This is a genomic window from Yimella lutea, from assembly GCF_006715095.1.
Taxonomy (GTDB): Bacteria; Actinomycetota; Actinomycetes; order Actinomycetales; family Dermatophilaceae; genus Yimella; species Yimella lutea.
In genome coordinates, this window is sequence record NZ_VFMO01000001.1 from 930540 (window position 1) to 950454 (window position 19915).

Below are 19915 nucleotides of genomic sequence, written 5' to 3' on the forward strand. Positions count from 1 at the left end.
GCCTGAGCGACGAAGGCGTACGCGCCGAAATCTCTGCAGCGAACGAAGCGAATAGAGCATCGAACCGCTTCGGACGTGCAGGTCTCTCAGACGCTTGCGTTTCGCGCCGATCTCGCCGACCGTCGGGAGCGGCCTGCGCTGGCGAGCGAGTCGGCGCTGAGGACGGCGAGGGCCAGCCAGACGATCGCGAAGCCGATCCAGCGTGCGGTTGACAGCTGTTCGCCGAGGAACAGCACCGCACAGAGCAGTTGCAGCACCGGCGTGACGAACTGCAGCAGCCCGATGGTGACCAGCGGGACGCGTGACGCGGCGGCAGCGAACAGCAGCAACGGGATGGCGGTCGCGATACCGGACGACGCGAGCCACAGCGTGTGACCGGCGCCCTCGGAGCCGAACGTGGTGTCGCCGCGTGCGGCGAGCAGGAAGAGTGCGACCAGCGCGATCGGGGACAGGATGGCCGTCTCGGCCGCCAGGCTCTCGAACGCCGACAGTGATCCGCCGATGCGCTTCTTCGCCAGACCGTAGGAGGCGAAGCTGCACGCGAGCACCAGTGAGATCCACGGGAACGTGCCGCCCTCGACGGTGAGGTACAGGCAGGCCACCGCGCCGATCGCGACGGCGATCCACTGCAACGGGCGCAGCTTCTCGCGCAGCACGACCACGCCGAGTGCGATCGTCACCAACGGGTTGAGGAAGTAGCCGAGGGACGCTTGGCTGGTGCGTCCGGTGTTGACCGCGTAGACGTAGACCAGCCAGTTGGTCGCGATGAGCAGGCTGGCGATCGTCACCAGTGCCAATCGGCGCTTGTCGCGAATCAGCTTGCGGATGAACGCGGTTCGTCGCAACACCACGACGCCGATCGCGCAGACGACGAGCGTCCACAGGATGCGGTGGACCAGGATCTCCCAGGCGCCCGCCGGCAGCAGTCGGTGGAAGTAGAGCGGAAACGCGCCCCAGAGCAGGTAAGCCGCGAACCCGTAGACCGTGCCCTTGCTGACCTCGTCCCGTTCGTGCCTCACCAGTGAACGGTAGGGCATCGATCGGCTGCCTATCGAACCGTTTCAGCCGCTGATCACGGCGCGGCAGGATGGGCGCCATGACCGTGAACCTCACCATCGACGACCACGTCGAGGTGATCGAGTGGAACCGTCCGCCGGCCAACCATTTCGATCGCGAACTGCTGGTCTCGATCGCGGACGCGGGCGGGCGCGCGCAGGACGAGGGTGCACGGGCCGTCGTGCTGGCGTCCGTCGGCAAGCACTTCTGCGCCGACGTCGACTTCGCCGCCGGACAGATCCGGGCCGACCCGCACGGTGCGATCTCGGCGTTGTACGAAGCGGGCAAACGGATCTTCGCGCTCGAGATTCCGGTGGTGGCGGCGGTGCAAGGTGCCGCGGTCGGCGGCGGACTCGGGCTGGCCTGCGCAGCGGATTTCCGGGTCGCGACCGCGCGACTCATGCAGACCGCCGACGCGGCGGCGGGTATCGAGGCATCACTCGCGCGCGAAACGCCGAGGTTCGAGGGCCGCTGAAGCGTTGGTGACCGTGCGCTGAAACCCGGTGAGTTCGAACGAGAACCCCGGCAACGAGTGGTTCGGGCTGCGTGACGGTGCTGTTTCAGGCGGTTCCGTATCGCCTTCCGGCGGGGGCCTTTCGAGGTGTCCAGCTTTCAAGCAGGCTTTGGACGGGAGGGGCCGCGGCCTTGCTGTCCCACCTCACTACCTGACGGGCGCACGTCCGGAAAGTCTGCGCAGGAAACGTACAAGCGCCCAGGCTGCGTCCGGATGCGCACGTTATAACGTGCGCGTCCGGACGCAGCGCGGGCATGTGTACGCAACCTGCGCGCCTGTACATAAGGTGCGCATCGTTGACGACCTGAGGACGCGCGAATGCCGAAAACGCACCATCCCGCCTCCCTCAAGCCGCTTGAAAACCGGACACCTCGAAACGCCGGCCGCCGGAAGGCGATACGAAACCGCCTACGGGCAAACCACCCAGGACGCAACGAGCACCGAAAACCGGCCATCCCGTCTCCTTCGTAGCCGCCTGAAAACCCGACACCTCAAAAAGCCGGCCGCCGGAAGGTGATACGGAATCAGCAGAAGAGGTTCAGCGGGTGTTGACGTCCCAGGTGTCGGCACCGGACAGCAGTTGCTGCAGGTCGGCGTCGGCCACCTGTTCGCCGCCGGTGGCCTGGTCGATCTGGGCGCGTACACGGTCGTCGTACGTCGGCACCTCGACCTGGCGGAAGATGCCCATCGGTACGTGCGCGAACGACGGGTCGTCCAGCCGCGACAGCGCGAACGCGAGACCGAGGTCGGTGGGGTCGTGGTGGACGATGCGATTCGGATCGGCGTCCGACTCGGGAACGACGGCGAGAGAACCGTTCTCGGCGCTGACGACCACGCGCACGTCGTCGCCGGTGCCGGCACGGACGGGTTCGCCGGGCACGAGGTGCAACAGGCGCGCGGTCGCCTCGTCACGGTCCTTCAGCAGTTCGAAGGCGCCGTCGTTGAAGATCGGGCAGTTTTGGTAGATCTCCACCAGCGACGTACCGCGGTGTGCCGCAGCGGCTTTCAGCGTCTCGGTGAGGTGCTTGCGGTCGGAGTCCATGGTGCGGGCGACGAACGTGCCCTCGGCTCCGAGCGCCAGCGAGACCGGGTTGAACGGCCGGTCCACCGAACCGGCGGGCGACGACTTCGTCACGGCACCGACGTCCGAGGTGGGGGAGTACTGACCCTTGGTGAGGCCGTAGATCTTGTTGTTGAACAACAGGATCTTCAGGTTCACATTGCGGCGCAGCGCGTGGATCAGGTGGTTGCCACCGATCGACAGCGCGTCGCCGTCACCGGTCACGACCCACACCGACAGGTCACCGCGCGAGGTGGCGAGCCCGGTCGCGATGGCCGGGGCGCGGCCGTGGATCGAGTGCATGCCGTAGGTGTCGAGGTAGTACGGGAAACGGCTGGAGCAACCGATGCCGGAGACGAACACGATGTTCTCGCGCTTGAGGCCGAGTTCGGGAAGGAAGCCCTGGACGGCGGCGAGGATCGCGTAATCGCCGCAGCCAGGGCACCAGCGCACTTCCTGATCGGAGGTGAAGTCCTTCTTGGTCTGCTTCGCGTCGGTGGTCGGGACGCCGGCGGTGCCGCCGCCGATGGTGGCGGGCATGCCCAGGTCGATGCTCACTGCGAGACCCCCTCGAGGTGTTCGGTGATGACGGTGGCGAGTTCAGTTGCGGTGAAAGGCAATCCGCGAACGGCGGTGTGCGACTTGATGTCGACGAGGTACTTGCTGCGCAGCAGCATCGCGAGCTGGCCGAGGTTCATCTCCGGCACGATCACCCGGTCGTATGACTTGAGCACGGTTCCGAGGTTCGCCGGGAACGGGTTCAGGTGGCGGACGTGTGCGGTGGCCAGTTCGGCGCCGCCGGCACGCACCAGCCGTGCCGCGGCCTGGATCGGTCCGTAGGTCGAACCCCAGCCGAGCACCAGCACCTTGGCCTTGCCGCTCGGGTCGTCGACCTCGACGTCGGGCACCTCGATGCCGGCGATCTTGGCGGCGCGGGTGCGCACCATGTGGTCGTGGTTGGCCGGGTCGTAGCTGATGTTGCCGGTGATGTCGGCCTTCTCGATACCGCCGACGCGGTGCTCGAGACCGGGGGTGCCGGGCACGGCCCACGGCCGAGCGAGCGTCTCCGGATCGCGCTTGTAGCCGTGGAAGACCGGTTTGCCGTCGGCGTCCACGTCGTTGGGCTCGGTGGTGAATTCGACTGTCAGATCGGGCAGTTCGTCCACGGATGGCACCAGCCATGGCTCGGAACCATTCGCCAGGTAACCGTCGGACAGCACGATGACCGGGGTGCGGTACTTCGTGGCCATGCGAACGGCGTCCAGCGCGGCGTCGAAACAGTCGATCGGGGTGCACGGCGCGATGACGGCCACGGGGGACTCGCCGTTGCGGCCGAACATCGCCTGCAGCAGGTCTGATTGTTCGGTCTTGGTCGGCAGGCCGGTGGACGGGCCACCGCGCTGCACGTCGACGATCACCAGGGGCAGTTCGAGGGAGACCGCGAGGCCGATGGTCTCGGCCTTGAGCGCGAGGCCGGGTCCGCTGGTCGTGGTGACACCCAGCGACCCACCGAACGACGCGCCGAGTGCGGCACCGACAGCGGCGATCTCGTCCTCGGCCTGCAGCGTCATGACGTTGAAGCGCTTGAGCCCCGACAGGGTGTGCAGCAGATCGGACGCCGGCGTGATCGGGTAGCTGCCGAGTGTCAGCGGGATGCCCGCACGGTGCGACGCAGCCACCAATCCGTAGGCAAGAGCTACGTTTCCGGTGATGTTGCGGTAGGTGCCCTGCGGCATCGGGGCCGGCGCGATCTCGTACTGGACTCCGAACGCCTCGGTCGTCTCGCCGTACGCGTGACCGGCGTGCAATGCCTTGATGTTGGCGGCGAGGATGTCGGGCAACTTGGCGAACTTGGTGGACAGGAACTTCTCGGTGCCCTCCAGCGGACGCGAGTACATCCACGACAGCAGGCCGAGCGCGAACATGTTCTTCGCGCGTTCCTTGTCCTTGCGGCTCAGGCTCTCGAACTCCTGCAGCGCCTCGACGGTGATCGAGGTCAGCGGGACAGGGTGCACCTGCCATGAGGCGAGGGATTCATCGTCCAACGGGCTGGCGGTGTAACCGACCTTGGCCAGGTTGCGCTTGGTGAACTCGTCGGTGTTGACGATGACCGTCGCGCCGCGTGGCAGATCACCCAGATTCGCTTTGAGTGCAGCGGGATTCATCGCCACGAGCACGTCGGGCGCGTCACCCGGGGTGAGCACGTCGTGGTCGGCGAAGTGCAACTGGAAGCTGGAGACACCCGGCAGCGTGCCCTGGGGCGCGCGGATCTCGGCGGGGAAGTTGGGCAACGTCGACAGGTCGTTGCCGAGGGAGGCCGTCTCGGCGGTGAATCGGTCACCGGTCAACTGCATGCCGTCGCCGGAGTCGCCGGCGAAACGAATGACCACACGGTCGAGTGCTTGGGACTGCTTGCTGCTCACTGGACCCGTCTTCTTCGAGGTTCGCGTTCGCGGAGGTTGGTTCGCGAGTTAGGAGGTGCTAACCCACAACGGTACGCCTGTGTCCGAGAAACACCGGAATCCGTCCGCGTTATGAAATTCCTAACGCAACGTTATACATACGTCGAGGGTGAGTGCCGCACATAGGGTCAACGTGTGGGTTGGTGGGACACGTACGTCCCGGACGCGGGCAAGCAGCCGCTCGCGCTCTGCTTGATCGCGTTCCTGCTGACCTTCCTCGCCACCCGCGTCGTCACCCGGATGATTCGCGACGGTAGGGGACCGTTCAAGAACAACGTCCGGGACGACGGTCTGCACATCCATGGTTCGGTGATCTGGTGGCCGGCAGTCCGAGTGCCGACACCAAGGCGCCGGACGTCGACTGATCACTGCCAGCACGCGAAAACGCCTCGTCGCCGAGGCGATTCGTACGTGCGATGGATTGCTCCAGGGGTAGCGAGTTCGAAGATGTCGGTCGCCGGGGATGGGCGTCGGCCGACGATCGTGACCGTGTCGATCGTGCGGTGCTCGCCCAGATACCCGGGCAGGTCGCGATGGGAATCGTCGAGAACGAGGTGTTCCACAACGGCAGGCCGGGCGGCGTGCTCGATGAGGGTCTCGCAGTGCAGTTCGCCGCCGTGCTCACCGTGCCTGCCCAGACGGACGGCGTCGCGCATGAGTAGTTCGCCTCCTTCGGCCACGGCTGCATGCAATGAGCGGTGCACGATTGCACCGTCGCACACCACGAGCGGTTCACCCCACCAGTGCAGGCTCGCGCCGGATGCGACGGTGAGGCGCGTCGTCCAACGAGCGCTGTGTCCCTGGCCGTCGTACGCCACGGTGGCGGCGACGTCGGTGAGGTCGAGTCGTACACCCTCACCCACCACGACCTCGAGCACGACGTGGTCACCGCCGAGGAGTAGGGCCTCGGTCGCGACCAGGGTGATGCTCAGCCGGTGACCTTGCTGGTGGGTGATGCGCGGCGACAGGACACCGGTGCGCATCCTCGTCCGGACGGTGTCTCCAGCGGGGTGTACCTCGATGCGGGTGGTGCGCGGTTCAGTGACTGTGGGCACCGGCGCTCGCGTGTTCGTGGGTGGTGCCGTCGGCGTGCGAATGCGGAGCCATCGGACCCGGGTCGATCGCCTGGTGATCGCCCGCCCGGTAGGCGGCGAGGGTGGTGAGTACCCAGTCGGTGAGGGACTGCACGGACGCCGGATCGTTGCGCGACAGGGCGATCACCGGTTGGCCGTCGCGGGCTACCTCGCCCTCGCGCCGCATCAGGTGCGCATCGACGCCGACGAACGGCGCGAGGTCGGTCTTGTTGACGATCAACATGTCGGCACGGGCGATGCCAGGGCCGCCCTTGCGGACGACGTCGCCGCCTCCCGCGACGTCGAGCACGAAGATCTGCGCATCGACGAGGGCCGGGCTGAAGGTTGCGGTGAGGTTGTCGCCGCCGGACTCGATCAACACGAGTTCCATTCCGGGGTAATCGGATTCGAGATCCTCGACGGCGGTCGCATTGGCCGTGATGTCGTCCCGGATCGCGGTGTGCGGGCACGCCCCGGTCTCCACGGCACGGATCCGGTCGGCGTCGAGCACGCCGGCGGCGCGCAGCATTCGGGCGTCCTCGTCGGTGTAGATGTCGTTGGTGATCACACCGAGGTCGAGCTGGGTGCCGAGTTCGCGGCAGAGCAGTCCGATGAGTGACGACTTGCCGGTGCCGACCGGTCCGGCAACGCCGAGTCGCATTGCGCGAGAGGGGTTTTCAAGCATGATGTCAGGCACGGAAGAGTCTCCTGGTGTGGGTGGGATGGGCGTGCTGCCACAGCTCCAACAGCGGGGCGGTTGCAGCCGGGAGGTGGTCGGGCGAGGTCAGTTCGCGTACCGCGTCGACCACTTCGTCGATCTCGTCGGCAACGCCGAGCGACCAGCCGACGGTGTCGATCGGGTCGAGTGGCGCGAGTTTCAGGGCGGCGGACGCAACCGCCTGCACCTCGTCATGGCACACGACGCGGGCGGTCTCCTCCGCGTCCAGACTCCAATGTGCGGCGAGCAGACCGACGGCGACCGGACGAGGGACGTCCGTGCGGCGATTCCAGCGAGCGTCCAGCCCGCCGCGTACGCCGAGCCGAAGGTAGCCGCGGGCAGCCTGGCAGGACGCCTCGCGCACCACGTGGCTGGGCGTGCGTGCGTTCCAGGCGCTGATGACGTCCTCGACACGTTCAGGGTCGGCGCGGGTCACCACCGCCGTCGCCGCGTCCACCCGAATGCTGGTGCGCAGGCGAGCGACGAGGAAGTGTTCGATCTCGGCCTCGGGCATTCCTGCCAGAAGGGCCGGCTCGAGGGCGCCGGATTGGGTATGGCCGCCGGTGGGCAGACGCGCATCGGCGAGCAGCAGTGCGTGACTGGACATCAGAAGAGTGAATAACGCTGTGCGAGTGGGAGTTCGGTAGCCGGTGACGGCTGCACAACCGCGCCGTCGATCGCGATCGTGAAGGTCTCCGGATCGATGTCGATGCGTGGACAGGCGTCGTTGAGCACCATGTCGGCCTTGGTCACCTCGCGGGTGTTGCGTACGGGCTGGATCTCGTGGCGAAGCCCGTAGCGATGACCGATGTCCGTGGCCAGGGGGCCAACGAACGTGATGCCGTGGGCGGCCTCGGCGGTCAGTGCGGGCCGCATGAGAACGGGTTGCGGGGTCGGGATGGACGCGTTCGGGTCGCCGAGTGCGGCGCGCACGATGGCGCCGCTCTTGACGACCAGAGCAGGGCGGATGCCGAAGAAAGCCGGGTCCCACAGCACGAGGTCGGCGAGCTTGCCGGCCTCGACCGAGCCGACAAGGTGGTCGATGCCGTGCGCGATCGCCGGGTTGATCGTGTACTTCGCCACGTACCTGCGCGCTCGCAGATTGTCTGCCGCGCCGCCGAGGGATCCGACGCGGTGCTTCATCACGTGCGCGACCTGCCAGGTGCGGGTGATCACCTCGCCGATGCGTCCCATCGCCTGAGCGTCCGAGGAGGTCATCGACAGGGCGCCGAGGTCATGCAGCAGGTCCTCGGCGGCGATCGTCGTGGCCCGGATCCGCGACTCGGCGAACGCCAGGTCCTCCGGTACGGACGGGTTGAGGTGATGGCAGACCATCAGCATGTCGAGGTGCTCGGCGACGGTGTTGACGGTGTGCGGAAGCGTCGGATTCGTCGATCCCGGAAGGACATTCGGGTGTGAGGCGATCGACATGATGTCGGGCGCGTGACCGCCGCCGGCGCCCTCGGTGTGGAAGGCGTGGATGGTGCGTCCGCCGATCGCGCGCAGCGTCGAGTCGACGTACCCGGCTTCGTTCAACGAGTCGCTGTGGAGTGCGACCTGCAGACCGAACTCGTCGGCTGCTCGCAGGGCGGCGTCGATCGCGGCGGGGGTCGAACCCCAGTCCTCATGCACCTTGTAGGCAGCAGCTCCGGCCTCAGCCTGTTCGCGTAAACCGTTGTGGCTCACGGTATTTCCCTTACCCATGAGCAGCACGTTGATGGGCAGGTGGTCCAGGCCCTGCAGCACATTGCGCAGGTGCCAGGGTCCGGGTGTGACCGTGGTGGCCTTGGAACCCTCCGACGGCCCGGTGCCGCCGCCGCCCAGCGTGGTGAGTCCCGCGGCGAGGGCCTCGTGCACCTGGCTGGTCGACAAGAAGTGCACGTGCAGGTCGATGCCGCCGGCGGTCAAGATCTTGTGTTCGCCGCTGATGATGTCGGTCGAGGGGCCGATGCGCAGCGCCGGGTGGACGCCGTCCGTCACGTCCGGGTTGCCGGCCCGTCCGAGAGCGACGATCCGTCCGTCCTTGATGCCGACGTCCGCGCGGACGATGCCGGCGTGGTCGAGCACGGTGACGCCGGTGATGACGGTGTCGGGCGCGCCGTCGGCGCTGGTGGTCGACCCCTGCGCCATCGATTCCCGGATCGACTTGCCACCCCCGAAGACCGCTTCGTCGCCGTAGCTGATCGAGCCGTCGGGTCGTTCGGCGGTGAGGTCGCGTTCGATCTCGATCCACAGGTCGGTGTCGCCGAGCCGCACCTGATCGCCGGTGGTCGGTCCGTAGAGGTCGACGTACTTGCGGGCGCTGATGCTCGTCATCGCGCGTTCTGCTTCACCTGCAGGCCGGCCACCACGCGTTCGCCGCGCAGGCTGACGGCACTCACCTCGCGGGAAACGCCCGGTTCGAATCGGACGGACGTGCCGCTCGGCACATCGAGCCGGAACCCCTGCGCCGCAGCGCGATCGAACTCGAGTGCCGGATTGGTGTCGGGCAGGTGGAAGTGCGAGCCGACTTGGATCGGACGGTCACCGGTGTTCGTGAGGGTGAGCGAGATGCGCTCGTCGGCCGGACGCGGATTGATTTCTCGCTCGGTCTGCGCCGGTCTGGTTGCGCCGGGCGCTTCGGCCGACCCGCCTTGCACGGGATGGTGCAAGGTGACCAGCTTGCGTCCGTCCGGGAAAGTCGCCTCGACCTGGACGTCGTGAATCATCTCGGCGACGCCGTTCATCACCTGGTCGGCCGTGAGCACCTCGCGTCCTTCCTCCATCAATTGCGTCACCGACGCTCCGTCACGAGCGTGTTCGATCACCCAGGTCGACAGCAGTGCTACGGACTCGGGGTGGTTGAGCTTCACCCCGCGCGCGAGCCGGTCGCGGGCCACCATGCCGGCCACGGCCAGCAGCAGCTTCTCGGTGTCGGAGGGCATCAGGTGCATGACGGGTGACTCTGGCAAGCGGATATGTCAGGGATGTTTCGTGGTCGTTCCGGCGGTGGAAAGACTCGGCCGAGAGGTGGCGCGCGTGATCAGGCGCGTCTGTCAATGGCATGATTCGCGCTGTGGATAACCGCGTGCTCGGACGGGGACTGTGGATACCAGCGGGTAGCGAATGTCGTTGTAGGCGAGCGAAATTGGGGTTTGAGAAGCCTGCCGTGCGAGTTCGAACGGCGGACGCGATCGGCCGGGTTCTGTTGCTGGACGCGAGCCGGCGCCGTTGCGGTCGGGGATCGAGCCGGCGCACGCCGCCCGGATCAGCAAACTCGCCCACGCGTGCCGGTCACCGTTGAATCAGGTGTTGGCGGACGCGGTGTGCACCGCAAGCGTGAACACCACCATCGCCAAGACCGCGCTCGACAACATCGACACGATCAAAGCAGTGCTGCCCGCCGCGGACCGGGGTGAAGTGTTCTCCTGGTTCCTCGGCCTGGAACCCGGCTCCGGCGCCAAAGCCGTGCACGAACTGACCAAACGAATCATCGCCACGTTCGATGATGAAGTGTTGGACGACACGGAAGACGCCCCTCCGGGCACACGAATCATTGACCTGGATGAACCTGCCCGAGGGCATGGTCCGGTTGATCGCGGACCTGTCACTCGACCACGCAGAAATCGTGAAGCACGCCATCGGTGCGTTGTCCGCACCCGCGCCGGTCACCGATTGCTGTGACGAGCCGAACCACCGCCACAACGAGGGTGCTGCGAAGACGGGTGAACCGGACACCCGGTCCCCGGGGAAACGACGCGCAGACGCGCTACTCACGCTGATCGCCATGGGCGCTCAAGGGATCGACGGTGACGGCAGCATCAAGACGTTCGGGAGTGCCCGGTTGGTCGTGACCATCGACTACGAGGTGCTCGCCAAAGCCCTCGCCGGACTCGGGGTCACCGACACCGGGGTAGGTGTCACCCCCGGCACGATCCGGCAACTCGCCTGCGATGCGGAGATCATCCCGATGGTCCTCGGGTCCAAGTCTCAACCGTTGAACGTCGGACGCAAGGTCCGGCTGGTCGACAAAGAACTCCGAAGAACCGTGATCCATCGCGATGAACAGCGAGTCGACCACACGCCACTGGTGGCGCGCTGTTGGGAACTGCGGGAGGACCTGGCGATCTCGAGCGTGATCCAAGGAGAACGCGCCGGTGCGGGATTCTCCGTCATCCGTGGCGTTCATGGGGATTTCGGGCAACTTGGTTAGTCTGCTCGGGTGCGTTCCGGACTCAGTGGCTACCTCGTGCTCGGTGGGGTCGGTGTCGCCGGAATCCTGCTGTTCGTGGCCGCGATGATCGCGCGCCGTCTGCTTGCGCCGGTTGATCCGAACCCCGCGAAACTGGCGACCTATGAATCGGGCGTCGACCCGGTCGGCACGGGCTGGGCGCAGACCAAGGTCCGCTACTTGGCGTACGCCTTCCTCTACCTGGTGTTCGCGATCGACACCGTCTATCTGTTCCCTTGGGCTCTCGTGCTGCGCGACAGCCGCCTGGGAATGACCAGCCTGGTCGAGATGGGCATCTTCATCAGCGTCCTGCTGGTCGGGCTCGCGCACGCGGCCCGCCGCGGCGTGCTCAGTTGGGTGAGCGATGTCGACTGACCTGCCCATGCCCACGGTCGGACCCATGCAGTCGGCCGCGCCCAAGCCGATGCGCATCGTCCTCAACTGGGGACGCCGCTACTCGCTCTGGGTCTTCAACTTCGGATTGGCCTGCTGCGCCATCGAATTCATCGCTGCGTCCATGTCACGGCACGACTTCATCCGGTTCGGTGTCATCCCGTTCGCACCCGGACCGAGGCAGGCCGACCTCATGGTGGTCAGCGGCACCGTCACCGACAAGATGGCGCCCGCGATCCGCCGGCTGTACGACCAGATGCCGGAACCCAAGTACGTCATCTCGTTCGGTGCATGCTCCAACTCCGGTGGCCCGTACTGGGATTCGTACTGCGTCACCAAGGGTGTCGACCAGCTGATTCCGGTCGACGTCTACGTACCCGGGTGCCCGCCGCGACCGGAAGCCCTCCTGCAGGGAATCCTGGTGTTGCAGGAGAAGATCGCGAGTGAGCGGGTGAGCACGAAAGCGTTGCGTGCCAAGGCTGCCCGGTACGCCGACAACCGCACCGCGGCGAGCGCGCTGCAGCGCCCGGTCGTCAAACCGCCGACGGGCGGCGCTGATGACTGACGAATTGACCACCATCTGCGAACGCTCGACATGGGTGGAGCAAGCCGGCAAGCTCTGGGCCGAAGGCTTCGACTTCTTCGACTTCCTCACCGCGGTCGACCACCTCGACGACGTCGAGGAGCCGGGCTTCGACGTCGTGCTGCACGTGTACGACATCACCCCCGGCGCCCTGCGTGAAGCCTTCCTGCGCACCCGCGTCCCCGACGGCACGTCGCTGTCGAGCCTGACCTGGGTATGGCCGGGTGCGGCCTGGCACGAGCGCGAGACCCACGAGATGTTCGGCATCGACTTCACCGGCTTCACCGACGCCTCCGGACGCGGGATGCGTCCGCTGCTGCTGCCGGAAGGTTTCGAGGGCACCCCGCTGCGCAAGTCGTTCGTGCTGGCCAGCCGTGTTTCCAAGCCGTGGCCCGGCGCGAAGGAGCCCGGCGAGGGCGCGACCGCCCACGCCGCGAAAGCCGGTCGCGCGCCGCGTCGCAAGCTGCAACCGCCCGGCGTCCCGGACGAGAGCTGGGGACCCCGCTGATGGACGTCGCGATCGAGGTGATGCTGCGCAGCGCCGCCGTGCTGGCGGCGTTCCTCGTGCTGCCGCTGGTCGTCGGTCAGACCGAGCACAAGACGATGGGCCACATGCAGGGCCGGGTCGGTCCGATGTACGCCGGTGGTTTTCACGGCTGGGCCCAACTGGTCGCCGACGGGGTGAAGTTCGTCCAGAAGGAGGACATCACCCCGTACGCCGCCGACCGTGGAGTGTTCCGAACCGCGCCTGCGCTCGGGCTGGTCAGCTACATGATGGCGCTCGCGGTGATTCCGCTCGGGCCCGGCACGATCGCCGCCAACGTCCCGGCATCCCTGCTCGTGGTGCTCGCGGTCAGCGCGATCGGCACGGTCGGGACGCTGATGGCCGGGTGGGCGTCCGGCAACAAGTACTCCCTGCTCGGCGGGCTGCGCTCGGCCGCCCAACTGGTCTCCTACGAGTTGCCGCTCCTGCTCGCCTGCGCCTCCTTCGCGATGGCCGCCGGCTCGCTGTCCCTGGTGGAGATCGCCCACGCGTGGACCCCCTGGTGGCTGCTGTGGCAGCTGCCCGCAGCGATCGTCTTCCTCATCGCCGCCACGGCCGAGCTGCAGCGTCCCCCGTTCGACATGCCGGTCGCCGACTCCGAACTCGTGCTCGGTCCGTACACCGAGTACACCGGGTTGCGGTTCGCCCTCTTCCTGCTCGCCGAGTACGCCGGCATCGTCGTGATGTCGCTGCTGTTCGCGGTGCTCTACCTCGGCGGCTGGACCGGACCGTTCGACGGCGTCCTCGCCTGGGTCTGGACGCTGCTCAAGGGTTTCGTGATCGCGGTGTTGATCATCTGGATCCGTGTCTCGTGGCCGCGCCTGCGGGAGGACCAGCTGCAGCGGTTCGCCTGGCTCGGCCTCGTGCCGCTCGCCCTGTTCCAGGTCGCGATCACCGCGGTCGGTGTCGTTCTGATCGGAGACAAACTGTGACCGAGAAGAAGAAGTCCGGTTTCATCCCTGGACTCATCTCCGGGATGGCCACCACCGCCAAGACCGCCATGCGCCCGGCCGACACCCAGCACTATCCGGACGAGAAGCCGGCCCTGCCGCCCCGCTCGCGCGGAGTGATCGCGCTGCAGACCGACAATTGCACCTCGTGCATGCTCTGCGCCCGCGAATGCCCCGACTGGTGCATCTACATCGACTCGCACAAGGAGACGATCCCGCCGGCCACCGAGGGAGGTCGCGCGCGTCAACAGAACGTGCTCGACCGGTTCGCTATCGACTTCAGCCTGTGCATGTACTGCGGCATCTGCATCGAGGTGTGCCCGTTCGACGCGCTGTTCTGGAGCCCGGAGTTCGAGTACGCCGAGACCGACATCCGCGACCTGCTGCACGAGAAGGACCGGCTGGGGGAGTGGATGGCCACCGTCCCGCCACCGGCAGCGATCGACCCCGGTGCCGACCTGACGAAGACCGATGGACCAGAGGCGGATTCGTGACCACACACGACGTCTTCTTCACCATCGTCGGAGTGCTCTGCCTGGCCAGTGCGGTCCTCGCCGTGACGACCAAGCACATCCTGCACTCGGCCTTGTGGCTCGTGGTCAGCCTCGGCACCCTCGCCGGTTGCTACCTCGTGCTCGGTGCCGAGTTCGTCGCACTGGTGCAGTTGGTGGTCTACGTCGGCGCGGTCGTCGTTCTGATCCTGTTCGCACTCATGCTGACCCGCGCACCCATCGGTCGCTCGAAGGCGCACGACACCCCACGCGTCCAACGCGCCGCTGCGCTCGTGCTCAGTGCCGCCACCGCGACCCTCATCGGTGCCGCGCTGATCACCGGGTTCGGCACCGGCAAGGTCAGCCTGCGACCGAACACCACCGAGCAACTGGCCACCCAGATCTTCGCCACCTGGTCGTGGCCGTTCGAACTCTTGTCGTTGTTGCTGCTGATCGCGCTGGTCACCGCAATCATGCTGTCCCGCATGCAACTCGACGAGGTGTACGACGACGACGAGGTGGACGCGTGATCCACCTGTGGTTGCCGCTCGCGCTGTCGGCGGCACTCTTCGGCGTCGGTCTGTACGGCGTGCTCGCCCGGCGCAACGCCGTGCTGGTGCTGATCGGGGTCGAGCTCATGCTCGGTGCCGCGGGTCTTCTGCTGATCACCGCCGGGGTGAAGTTCTCCGACACCGTCCTGGCCGGTCAGACGCTCACCGTCTTCCTCATCACGATCGCCGCCGCCGAGATCGCCGTGGCGCTCGGGCTCGTCGTGCTCGCCTACCGCGCACGCGGCAACATCGATGTCACCGCTGCTCGAGGTGACGACGAGTGAAGACACCCCACGAAGTTCTCCACTCGTCCATCGCTCCGATACTTCGCGAGGACCCCTTACTCGACACCACCACGGGTGCGCTCGACCTGATGCTCCAACCCAGTCACCTGGCGATCCTGCTGCCCACCCTCGGCGCCTTGTCGGTGCTGCTGTTCCGCAGCCCGAACGCGGTCGCCGCGTGGATCGTCCGGATCACCGGTTTCCTCGGTCTGCTCGCGCCGGCCTGGCTGGTCTGGCAGTCGATGCGCGGTGGGCTGCGGTCGAGCGTGCCGACCGTCGGCGTCCCGATCAGTTCAGCCGAACTCACGCTGCCGCTCCAACTGCACGTCACCCGACTCGCCATTCTCATGGCCTGCGCGGTGGCGCTGGTGTCGCTGGTCGTGCAGATGTTCGGGCGTTGGTACCTCTACAACGACCCGCGGTACCGCTCGTTCGCTGCGACCGTCGCGCTCTTCACCGCCGCCATGCAATTGGTTGTGCTCAGCGGTGACGTGGTGCTGACCCTCATCGGCTGGGAGCTGATGGGCTGGTGCTCCTACGTCCTCATCGGCCACGAATCCGAGCGGGCGAAGGCCCGTCGCGCGTCCTACAAGGCGTTCCTGGTGACTCGTCTGGCCGATGCGCCGTTCTACATCGGGCTCGTCGCGCTCGCGAGTTGGGCGAAGACGACCTCCATCCCGGGCATCATCGAGTTCTGGAGCGCCCACCCGCAGCGCTCGCTCACGGTGGCGTTGCTGTGCATCGTGTGCGGCGTCGCCGGGAAGTCCGCGCTGGTTCCCTTCCAGGACTGGCTGGCCGACGCGATGGAAGGCCCGACGCCCGCGTCCGCCCTCATCCACGCGGCCACGATGGTCGCGGCCGGCACCTACCTGGTCAGCGTCCTGCACCCGCTCTTCCTGGTCGCCCCGAGGGCCACGCTCGCACTCGCGATCCTCGCCGGGATCACGACCGTCGTCGGTGCGCTGCTGGCCTTCTTGCAGCACGACCTGAAGAAGCTGCTCGCCTGGTCGACCGTCTCGCAGATGGGGCTCATGCTCACCGGCCTCGCCGGTCTTCCGGACGCGGTCAGGCCGGACGTCGTCGTGCTGCACCTGCTCGCGCACGCCGGCTTCAAGGCGTTGCTCTTCCTGATGGTCGGCTGGCTCGCGGTGCTGGTCGGAGGCACGATCGTCGAGCGCATGTCCGGCGCAGTCACCACCCACCACAAGACCCGTTGGCTCGTCGGCAGCGGCCTGCTGGCGCTCGCCGGCATCCCGCCGCTGTTCGGCTTCGTGTCCAAGGACCTCATCGTCGACGAGGTCTTCAAGGGCGTTGCCGACGGACGGCAGTCCTCCTACGTGGCCGCCGTCGCGCTCGTGCTGGTCATCCCGCTCACCGCCGCGTACGCGATGCGCGCCTGGCTGGTCCTGACCCACCAGACGGTGCTGCAGCGCCACTTCGTCATGGACGTGCTCGACGACTCGCACTCGGTGCAGGAAGTCGGCCTGATGGACCTGCTGGTCGAGGGTGAACCGGTGGACGAGTTCGGTCGCCCGCTGCGCCGCGAACCCGAGCCTGAGCCCGAACCGGAAGTCGTCCTGCCGCGTCCGCCGTGGCCGACCCGGATGGGTCTGGGCCTGCTGGCGTTGATCAGCATCGGCGGCGGCGCGCTCATCCTGAGCCCCTGGCTCGACATCGACTACATGCACCCGCAGTGGCTGATCGTGGCCGCAGGGCTGCTCGCGATCGCCGCCGCCGGGTTGCTGGTGCGGGCGCTGTCGGTACGCACCACCTTCGGGGACGCCGCCTCCCGCCTGCCGTTGTACCTGCGTACGTTCGCCTCCCGCGGCGCCGACGTCGACCGGCTCTACCTCGCGCTGGTCGCCCGGCCGGTCGAGATGCTCGCCGGCGTGGTCGCCCGCGCGGACGCGATGCTGGAGCGTGGGGTTCGCGCCCTGGGCACCGGTGCGCTCACCCTCGCCACCCGCAGCGGACGCGTGCACACCGGCGCCCCGTCGGTCGGTCTGGTCGCCCTCGCCTGCGGCGTCGTGCTGGCCGGAGTGCTGGGGGTGACGCTGTGGTGATCATCCTGCTGGCTCTCGTGCTGGTGCCACTCGTCACCGGATTCGCGCTCGTGGGCGGCGGACGCCGGCCGCGCGCCGTCGGCGAGACCTCTGCCTTCGCGATCGCGGCGCTCGCCGCGGCTGCGACCACCGCCCTCGCCGTCGTGGTGTCGATCCAGCGGCCGGATTTCGACCGGCAATGGGTGCCCTCGCTCGGCCTGCGCTTCCACCTCGGTGTCGACGGCATCAGCATTCCGCTGATCGTCCTCACCGCCGCGATCGGTCTGCTCGCGGTGCTGCACCGCCGGGTTGATGACCGATCTGGTTCGGACGCAACGTATTTCGGCTGTCTGCTGATCGTGGTCGGCGGCGCCCTGCTCGGCTTCCTGGCCCGCGACGCGATCCTGTTCTTCATCGCCTTCGAGATGGTCCTCGTGCCGATGTGGGTGTTGATCGCGGTCTTCGGCGACCAGCGGGACCGCGAGAGCACCCGCCGCGCGGCGCTCATGTTCGTGCTCTACACGGTGCTCGGCTCGACGCTGATGCTCGCCGGAATCCTGGCGCTCGTCTTCGCCTCCGGCACCGCCGACCTCACCGAACTCGCCCGGGGCGTCTCCCTCAATGCGCCCCAGCAGACCGCCATCGCCGCGATGCTGCTGGCCGGGTTCGCAGTCAAGGTGCCGCTGTGGCCGCTGCATTCCTGGCTGCCCGCCGCACACACCGCCGCACCCACCGGCGGCTCGATGCTGCTGGCGGCCGTCCTGCTGAAGCTCGGCACCTACGGCGTCATCCGGTTGCTCGTCGCACCCTTGCGCGAAGGCTGGCAGACGCTCGCACCCCTCGTCGGCGTGCTGGCGGTCATCGGCATCATCTGGGCCGGTCTGGTCTGCCTGGTCGAACCGTCACTCAAACGCCTGATCGCTTACTCCTCGGTGGCCCACATGGGCGTCGTGATGCTGGCGCTCGCGACCGGCACCGAACTCGGTCTCAAGGCGGCTCTCTTCGGCAACATCAGCCACGGACTCATCTCGGCGCTGCTGTTCGCAGTGGTCGGTGGGCTCAAGCAGCGCTGGCACGACGACCGCCTGGACGTGCCTCGGGAGGCCGTCCGCGACGTCAGCCCCCGCCTGGGTTTCGCTCTGCTCTTCGGCCTCGCCGCCTCCCTCGGTCTGCCGCCGCTGGCCGGCTTCTGGTCCGAGTTGCTCACCCTCCTCGCCGCTTGGCAACCGGCATCCGATCGGACGCTGTTCAAGGTGCTGGCCGCCGTGGCCGCGATCGGTGCCGTGCTCGGCGCCGCGTACGCACTGCGCGTCGCGCGCACCGTCTGGGGCGGCTCATCCGACCGCAGCGAACGCGTGGTGCCCGAGCCCGCGCCCTGGCGTGATGCGTCCGCGTTGGAGTGGACGGTCATCGCGACGCTGATCATCGCCATCGCGGTGCTGGGCGTCTGGCCGACCGGGCTGCTCGATCTGATGGCCCCTGCCGTCGATCAGTCGGGAGCAATCCGATGAACATCCACGTGTACTGGCTGCCGCTGCTCCCGGTGATCATCCCGGCGGTCACAGCCGTCCTCGTCCTGGTGATCGACGCAGTCGTGCCCCGCCGACGCACCGTCCACTTCGTCGTGGCGGCCCTCGCCCTGGCCGCGGCCACCGCGAGCACCGTCCCTTCGCTGACGCGGGTGTTCGACGATCCGGCCACCTCGTTGTGTCAGCCGGAGGGCAACTGCTTCTACGTCGTCGACAACGTCTCTGCGGGTCTGCAGGCAGCCGCGCTGCTCTCGGCACTCGTCGTCACGTTGCTCGCTGCGCCGATCCGGATCGCGAAGTCGCACAGTGTGATTCAGGTGTCGGCTCTGCTGTCCGTGACGGCAGGCGCCACGGGCGTCGTCGCTGCTCGCGATCTCCCCGCGTGGCTGGTGATGCTCGAACTCGCGACCGTCCCCACCATCGCGCTGGTCGCCGTCCGCGCCCGCCGCACGGCGGTGGACGGCGCGCTCAACCTGCTGACGACGTCGCTGGTCTCCTTCGCGGTGACAGCGATGGGTGTGGCGATGTGGTTCGCCGCCACCGGTTCGGCCACCTTCGACGCCGACACCGTGCAGGTCGCGATCGACAACCCTGACACCCGCCCGATGCTCGCCGTCGCGCTGATGCTGATCGTCGCCGGTGTCGGGTTCAAGCTGTCGCTCGTGCCCTTTCACGCGTGGACTCCCGAGGGGTACGCGGGTGCGTCCGTCCCGATGACCGCGCTGCTTGCGACGGTGTCCAAGATCGCTGCACTCGGGGCGTTGCTGGTGGTCGCCCGCCCGATCGCCGCGGTCGGGGGAGCGGCCATGGTCGCGCTGGCGGTCATCGCGGTGCTGTCGATGACGCTCGGCAACGTCATGGCGCTGCGTGAGAACGACACGCTGCGCTTCCTGGCGTGGTCCTCGGTCTCCCAGGCCGGCTGGATCGTGCTGCCGCTGGCCACCTCGTCCAGCCGTGCGGTGCACGCCGCGGCCGCGTACGTCGTCATCTACGCCGTCGCCACGCTCGGCATCTTCATCGCGCTCACCGCGGTCGCCCACCAGCAGGGACGCTCTGCAGTCACCGCGTTCGATGCTCTTCGCGGACTCGGACGACGACAGCCGTGGACCGGCGTCCTGCTCTCGCTCGGTCTGTTGACTCTCGCCGGTCTGCCTCCCGCGATCGGCGGAGTGCTGGCGAAGGTCGCGGTGCTGCACCCCGTCGCGGACGAGCGGCAGTGGCTCCTGCTGGTACTCGCCGCGATCAACGCGATGATCGGCGTCGCGGTGTACCTGCGATGGGTGTGGCAGATCTTCAGCTCCGGCGGTGACACCGTCGACCGTGGTCTGCGTGCCCACCCGCTGCACCTGATCCTGCTCGTTGCCGGGGTGCCCGCGCTGGTCGTCGTGAACCTCGCGCCCCAGCTGTTGTTCTGGCTGGTCGACTGAACGGACGCCTGCAATCCCGCGGTCGTTC

At 67.6% G+C, this 19915-nt stretch carries 21 protein-coding genes; 13 read left to right on the forward strand and 8 right to left on the reverse strand.

Annotated features, from left to right (window positions below; all coding sequences use genetic code 11):
* Positions 1-86 precede the first annotated feature (86 nt).
* Positions 87-1019: an EamA family transporter RarD gene (gene rarD / locus FB459_RS04450; RefSeq protein WP_246092312.1), complete on the reverse strand. Its 933-nt coding sequence runs from the start codon at positions 1017-1019 to the stop codon at positions 87-89.
* Positions 1020-1096: 77 nt separating this feature from the next.
* Here rarD and FB459_RS04455 point away from each other — a divergent pair, with 77 nt between their 5' ends.
* Positions 1097-1531 (forward strand): enoyl-CoA hydratase-related protein, encoded by a 435-nt coding sequence (locus FB459_RS04455; protein ID WP_170221695.1) that lies wholly within the window; start codon positions 1097-1099, stop codon positions 1529-1531.
* A gap of 577 nt (positions 1532-2108) precedes the next feature.
* On the opposite strand, the gene FB459_RS04460 is transcribed toward FB459_RS04455, so the two are convergent.
* From FB459_RS04460 to FB459_RS04490, 7 genes are all read right to left on the reverse strand, one after another.
* Entirely contained in the window at positions 2109-3188 is a 1080-nt protein-coding gene (locus tag FB459_RS04460; RefSeq protein ID WP_141927593.1) for a 2-oxoacid:ferredoxin oxidoreductase subunit beta, read from the reverse strand.
* Entirely contained in the window at positions 3185-5053 is a 1869-nt protein-coding gene (locus FB459_RS04465) for a 2-oxoacid:acceptor oxidoreductase subunit alpha (protein WP_141927594.1), read from the reverse strand. Before FB459_RS04465 ends, FB459_RS04460 begins: the two co-directional genes overlap by 4 nt.
* 404 nt (positions 5054-5457) lie before the next feature.
* A complete protein-coding gene (locus FB459_RS04470; protein WP_141927595.1) occupies positions 5458-6147 on the reverse strand; it encodes an urease accessory protein UreD in 690 nt (229 codons plus the stop codon).
* Positions 6131-6862: an urease accessory protein UreG gene (ureG, locus tag FB459_RS04475; RefSeq protein WP_484455997.1), complete on the reverse strand. Its 732-nt coding sequence runs from the start codon at positions 6860-6862 to the stop codon at positions 6131-6133. The genes FB459_RS04470 and ureG overlap by 17 nt, the downstream gene beginning before the upstream one ends.
* Positions 6855-7490, reverse strand: coding sequence for an urease accessory protein UreF (locus tag FB459_RS04480; protein ID WP_141927596.1), 636 nt, complete (start codon positions 7488-7490; stop codon positions 6855-6857). Before FB459_RS04480 ends, ureG begins: the two co-directional genes overlap by 8 nt.
* Positions 7490-9199, reverse strand: coding sequence for an urease subunit alpha (locus tag FB459_RS04485; protein ID WP_141927597.1), 1710 nt, complete (start codon positions 9197-9199; stop codon positions 7490-7492). Before FB459_RS04485 ends, FB459_RS04480 begins: the two co-directional genes overlap by 1 nt.
* Complete coding sequence (locus tag FB459_RS04490) at positions 9196-9816, reverse strand: urease subunit gamma (protein ID WP_141927598.1); 621 nt, start codon at positions 9814-9816, stop codon at positions 9196-9198. The genes FB459_RS04485 and FB459_RS04490 overlap by 4 nt, the downstream gene beginning before the upstream one ends.
* Positions 9817-10201: 385 nt before the next feature.
* On the opposite strand from FB459_RS04490, the gene FB459_RS17155 reads away from it, so the two are divergent.
* The 12 genes from FB459_RS17155 to FB459_RS04545 are packed head-to-tail and all read left to right on the forward strand — an operon-like array spanning position 10202 to position 19887.
* Positions 10202-10546: a hypothetical protein gene (locus FB459_RS17155; protein ID WP_170221697.1), complete on the forward strand. Its 345-nt coding sequence runs from the start codon at positions 10202-10204 to the stop codon at positions 10544-10546.
* Positions 10446-11075, forward strand: coding sequence for a DUF222 domain-containing protein (locus FB459_RS04495; RefSeq protein ID WP_246092529.1), 630 nt, complete (start codon positions 10446-10448; stop codon positions 11073-11075). The genes FB459_RS17155 and FB459_RS04495 overlap by 101 nt, the downstream gene beginning before the upstream one ends.
* A gap of 9 nt (positions 11076-11084) precedes the next feature.
* Complete coding sequence (locus tag FB459_RS04500) at positions 11085-11468, forward strand: NADH-quinone oxidoreductase subunit A (protein WP_240795965.1); 384 nt, start codon at positions 11085-11087, stop codon at positions 11466-11468.
* Positions 11458-12051, forward strand: coding sequence for an NADH-quinone oxidoreductase subunit B (locus FB459_RS04505; protein ID WP_129625273.1), 594 nt, complete (start codon positions 11458-11460; stop codon positions 12049-12051). Before FB459_RS04500 ends, FB459_RS04505 begins: the two co-directional genes overlap by 11 nt.
* Positions 12044-12577 carry an NADH-quinone oxidoreductase subunit C gene (locus FB459_RS04510; protein WP_129625274.1) on the forward strand — a complete coding sequence of 178 codons (534 nt, stop codon included), beginning with the start codon at positions 12044-12046 and terminating at the stop codon, positions 12575-12577. The genes FB459_RS04505 and FB459_RS04510 overlap by 8 nt, the downstream gene beginning before the upstream one ends.
* A complete protein-coding gene (gene nuoH / locus FB459_RS04515) occupies positions 12577-13545 on the forward strand; it encodes an NADH-quinone oxidoreductase subunit NuoH (protein WP_141927600.1) in 969 nt (322 codons plus the stop codon). Before FB459_RS04510 ends, nuoH begins: the two co-directional genes overlap by 1 nt.
* Positions 13542-14057 carry a NuoI/complex I 23 kDa subunit family protein gene (locus tag FB459_RS04520; protein ID WP_425472285.1) on the forward strand — a complete coding sequence of 172 codons (516 nt, stop codon included), beginning with the start codon at positions 13542-13544 and terminating at the stop codon, positions 14055-14057. The genes nuoH and FB459_RS04520 overlap by 4 nt, the downstream gene beginning before the upstream one ends.
* Positions 14054-14584: an NADH-quinone oxidoreductase subunit J family protein gene (locus FB459_RS04525; RefSeq protein WP_141927601.1), complete on the forward strand. Its 531-nt coding sequence runs from the start codon at positions 14054-14056 to the stop codon at positions 14582-14584. Before FB459_RS04520 ends, FB459_RS04525 begins: the two co-directional genes overlap by 4 nt.
* A complete protein-coding gene (nuoK, locus tag FB459_RS04530; RefSeq protein WP_129625277.1) occupies positions 14581-14889 on the forward strand; it encodes an NADH-quinone oxidoreductase subunit NuoK in 309 nt (102 codons plus the stop codon). The genes FB459_RS04525 and nuoK overlap by 4 nt, the downstream gene beginning before the upstream one ends.
* A complete protein-coding gene (locus tag FB459_RS04535) occupies positions 14886-16952 on the forward strand; it encodes an NADH-quinone oxidoreductase subunit 5 family protein (protein ID WP_141927602.1) in 2067 nt (688 codons plus the stop codon). Before nuoK ends, FB459_RS04535 begins: the two co-directional genes overlap by 4 nt.
* Positions 16946-18442, forward strand: a complete 1497-nt coding sequence (locus FB459_RS04540; RefSeq protein WP_141927603.1) for a complex I subunit 4 family protein — start codon at positions 16946-16948, stop codon at positions 18440-18442. The genes FB459_RS04535 and FB459_RS04540 overlap by 7 nt, the downstream gene beginning before the upstream one ends.
* Complete coding sequence (locus FB459_RS04545; RefSeq protein WP_141927604.1) at positions 18439-19887, forward strand: NADH-quinone oxidoreductase subunit N; 1449 nt, start codon at positions 18439-18441, stop codon at positions 19885-19887. The genes FB459_RS04540 and FB459_RS04545 overlap by 4 nt, the downstream gene beginning before the upstream one ends.
* The last annotated feature ends 28 nt before the right edge of the window (positions 19888-19915 follow it).